Raw genomic sequence first — 3,811 nt, forward strand, 5'->3', positions numbered from 1 at the left:
TAGCCTTTGTGGTTTGTTGTGGAAAAGAAAAGCCGGACATCGATGGACAGGGAGAAGAATCAAAGAAATAAGCAAATGAAGAAGAACAGGGGAAGCCAGGAGAGGAAACGTACGAAAGGAATGAAAGAGAGAAGCCGGTGAAACAGACCGGAGGCAAAGCAAAGCCGCCGCGGCGCAGCCGCAGCAGCTTGCGGGTTTATCTTTCTTTTCTCTCCAGGTCAGACAGACGATTCGGCAGCATCAGGCGATCAAGGTAGACCTCAAACTCACTCTGTTCGTCAGCGTGCCGGTTTACTTCCAGCATCACCACCCACAGCGGTTCATACCGCAGAAAGTACCGGTCAAAATGCCCGAGACTGGGAAAGCGTGAAAACCACGCGTAAACCAGTTCGCCTAAATCGTGGAGTAGCAAGTCTCTGCGCGACCAGTTGTCGTACCACGGCCTGACCGTGCTCGGGGTACAAAATGCCAGCTCGATCTCAGCCTGCCCCAACAGCGTTTCATAGCGTATCCGCTTCTGTTCCCCTGCTTTTGCTTCAACATTTTGCCTGCGGTTAGCCTTCAGACGGGCACGCTGTTCCCCCCGCTGCCGCTCTCTGCGTTCAACTTCAGGGAACAGGCTGTGCCCTACTCCGCCCGACAACGGAGAGGGGCACGATGCGCCCCGTGTCGAAATAAGCATATCGAGGGCGGCGATGTATCGCTCCTTACCCGGACGCCCCCGCTGGCTGGGGTCAAAAGTACCGTCGAGCATCCGGATGTCATCTACGCCAATAGCCGGTTTGCCCATAAACCGGAAAAAGGCATGGGCATAGGGGTATCTCCCCATCCGGTGGGCCGTCTCACTGCGACGTTCAACATAACCAATGGCCTGCATGGCTGCCCGCCGCTGAGGCTGTAACGGGACTAACGCATGTGAGCGGGGGATCATACGGCCACCCCCGTAAACCGCAAGGCGGCGGCCAGTCTGCCCGCGCCGGTATATCCCGCATGCACATACTCATCGATGCGCTCAATTTCGCGCCCGATAGCCGCTATTGCAGCGTTATCGATAACCTCAGACACAAATAACCACGCGACCGATAAATCGTTGTCAAACAACAGCCCCATCGACCAGAAGGGGGCATCTGCTCCGCCATGCCCGAAGATAAGCCGGATATCAGGCGCCGCCGTCAGCACGCAGCAGCTCGACAGAAACCCCTCTTCGCAGGGCGCAGGCACATCAACAGACCATGCAGCGGGCAGATCAACGTTTTGCAGAACAGAGTCCGTAAACATCTGACGGACGTTGCCACGCAGTTCGGGAGACATGTCTGCCCCTGCTGGCTGGCAGCCCAGAAGGTTGGCAAGAAAATGAGGTTGACGGTTTTTCATGGTGTTATATGCCGCTCCTTCACGGAGCGGCGTCTCCTTATCAGGCGGCAATGGCTGCGGCGGTGTGAGTGTCAGTATCCGTACCAGCGTCCGGCTGCTCACAGACAGCCATCAAGCATTCAGGCACCCAACTGGTCAGTGTGATTTTGTCTTCAGCCAGTTCTGCTGCCTCGGCTTTTTTCATTTTGAGGGCGTCCCGTGCCGCGCCGTCCAGACCGGCCTGCGACAGGCTGTCAGAAATCTGCTCTTTGCTAATACGCCCGAAGAAATTGGCCTTTGTCGGCAGCCACCAGTCGCGCAGCGTGAAGCCCAGCATCGCCTCCACCGGCTCGAGTTCTTTTCCTGCCTTGCTGTCTTTGTGGCTCAGGCGTTCTGATGCCCCGTTCAGCGTTTTGGCAAGGCAATAGCCCATGACAGAAATCAGCTGCTGCGTATCCCACGCAAGTAACCAGTCCCAGCTTTCGTGCCAGTTGTCCGGCAGCAGTGCCTGCCACGCCTCGTGCATGGCGTTAAGATGCTGCATCGCCAGTCCGTCGTTTGCGGTCGGGGCATTGTCGAGCAGGTTGCCGGTGTGAGCATGCAGCGAAACTTTGAGGGTGGATGCCGTATATGAATGGGTGGTAAAGGTGGATTTCAGGCAATCGTGCACAAAAATCACCAGTGCCATTTGCGGTTGTGCCGCCAGTGCCGCCTGTACGGCTAAGGTGCGCTCGCTGGACAGGCTTTTGACCAGTGCGGCGCTCAGCGGTTTGGCCTGTGGTTGCGCAGATTCTTCTTCGCTGCCTTCAGTGCGGATACTGCTGAGGTGCTGATTAACACCGGTTTTATCATCTGCGGCAATTTCCGGCAGGTCGCTGCGCAGCATCACGCCGCGACGGACAGAAATCGCCCCGTGCAACAGTGACACCACCACGCCGCCGTGGGCACGAACATCGGCATCCCATGCCCGGATGTTTGCGGCGGCTTCGATGGCGTCCATTTCGGCCTGACAGCCATCTGCAGCCAGTTCCAGTGCGTCATGGTCTGCGTCTTCGTCATCATCCTGCTCAGACAGCGTTTCCAACTGCTTATCGAGCGCATCAAACCGCGCACGTTCCTCGGGAGTCAGTTCACCGGCAGGCTGTTTGAGTAACAGATAACGCTCTGCATCTTCACCGTAGGTGCTCACCCCCTCGGTGCGCCCCTCCGACCATGACCATCCTTCGGCCTGCGCAATGCCGGCGGCAATATCCGTCAATTTCTGACGGGCGACGGTGTGGAGCAGCACGGTATCGCCGATAAAGCCTTCATCAGAGAACAAATCGTAGCGGAACCCGCCGCCTGCCTGTTCGTAAGCTTCACGCCCGACAAAGTCGAGCAGGCGGTTGCCTGCAGCGGGCACCTCGCCCTTGAGCACCGCTTCCCGCAGTTCCTTCGGGTTGCGGTAATAGCCGAAGGCATTTTCCCAGACGTTCAGCTGGCGTTCCTGATCTTCGCTGGCCGACAGGGCCTGCAACTGGTCAACGTTGAGCTTGTCTTCGGCCAGCGCCGCAAGCAACGCCGGAGCCATGCCTGCCAGCCGCAGGAATTTCTGAACGTGTTTAGTGCTGTAGCCGAGCACACCCGCGATTTGTGCCGCCGTTTTCCCTTCGCGGCTCATTTCACCAAACACCGCAATCTGGTCGGCAGGGTGCATCTCTTCATGCTGAAAGTTCTCCGTTGCGGAGACGATTTTTGCCATGTCTTCGCTGACGGTCTTCACCGGCACCGCGTAATCTGCGGTGATCATCCCGCCATTCAGCAGGATGTTCAGGGCACGAAAACGGCGGCCACCGGCGGCGGCACCCAACAGGCCATCCGGCAACAGATGTACGATCAGGTTCTGCAACACGCCCACGGCGCGAATGCTGTCTGCCAGTTCCTGCAATTTCACCGGATCGGGGGACACTTTACGCACATTCAGCGGTGACAGTGTCAGCTGGCTCAGGGGCACCATCTCGACCGGCGTATTTGCCAGTGCCTGCTCCACGGCGGCGCTCTGCGCGGAGTTTTTAGGATTTTTTGCTGCTTTACGGGTTGTAGATACTGCTTTAGACTCGGTTACTGACATAGTTGATACCTCATAAGTTTTGATTTATGTCTGCCGGACGTTTTCCCCGTCCGGCACCTCACTTCACTGCCTTACTGCTTTCTCACGCCGTTGCTGACGATGAATTTGTTAAACTCTGCCCCCGCCGCAGGCTGGAAATTCCACGCCCGCCAGACCATCTGCCCGAACACGCGCAGGACAAGGCGGAAATGCGTCCCCTGATCGTCCTCAATAGCGATATTGCTGTATGCCGCTGCTACGGCCTCCGCCTGCTGGCGGGTGAATTGACCGGCAGGCAACAGGACGCGTTGTTCTTTCGTCCCCCATCTTTCGGAAGATTCAGGAGCGGCGGTCTTGACGTTTTGTGTA

General features: G+C 57.5%; 4 protein-coding genes. All 4 read right to left on the bottom strand.

Annotated elements, in window-relative coordinates; all coding sequences use genetic code 11:
- Positions 1 to 196: 196 nt before the first annotated feature.
- Positions 197 to 877, bottom strand: coding sequence for a plasmid SOS inhibition protein A (locus tag ACT3RT_RS22955; RefSeq protein WP_496203778.1), 681 nt, complete (start codon positions 875 to 877; stop codon positions 197 to 199).
- A 50-nt stretch (positions 878 to 927) separates the two neighbouring features.
- A complete protein-coding gene (locus ACT3RT_RS22960) occupies positions 928 to 1,374 on the bottom strand; it encodes a conjugation system SOS inhibitor PsiB family protein (protein WP_353504300.1) in 447 nt (148 codons plus the stop codon).
- Positions 1,375 to 1,414: 40 nt separating this feature from the next.
- Complete coding sequence (locus ACT3RT_RS22965) at positions 1,415 to 3,463, bottom strand: ParB/RepB/Spo0J family partition protein (RefSeq protein ID WP_496203779.1); 2,049 nt, start codon at positions 3,461 to 3,463, stop codon at positions 1,415 to 1,417.
- Between the two features lie 71 nt (positions 3,464 to 3,534).
- Entirely contained in the window at positions 3,535 to 3,744 is a 210-nt protein-coding gene (locus tag ACT3RT_RS22970; protein ID WP_496203780.1) for a DUF905 family protein, read from the bottom strand.
- Between the last annotated feature and the right edge of the window lie 67 nt (positions 3,745 to 3,811).

The sequence above is a fragment of the Ewingella sp. AOP9-I1-14 genome (assembly GCF_052375995.1).
GTDB classification, from domain to species: domain Bacteria; phylum Pseudomonadota; class Gammaproteobacteria; order Enterobacterales; family Enterobacteriaceae; genus Ewingella; species Ewingella allii.

Bases quoted from the DNA above. Each gene is read 5' to 3' on its own strand.
- ACT3RT_RS22955 (WP_496203778.1), bottom strand. From the start codon at position 877: ATGCAGGCCATTGGTTATGTTGAACGTCGCAGTGAGACGGCCCACCGG.
- ACT3RT_RS22960 (WP_353504300.1), bottom strand. From the start codon at position 1,374: ATGAAAAACCGTCAACCTCATTTTCTTGCCAACCTTCTGGGCTGCCAG.
- ACT3RT_RS22965 (WP_496203779.1), bottom strand. From the start codon at position 3,463: ATGTCAGTAACCGAGTCTAAAGCAGTATCTACAACCCGTAAAGCAGCA.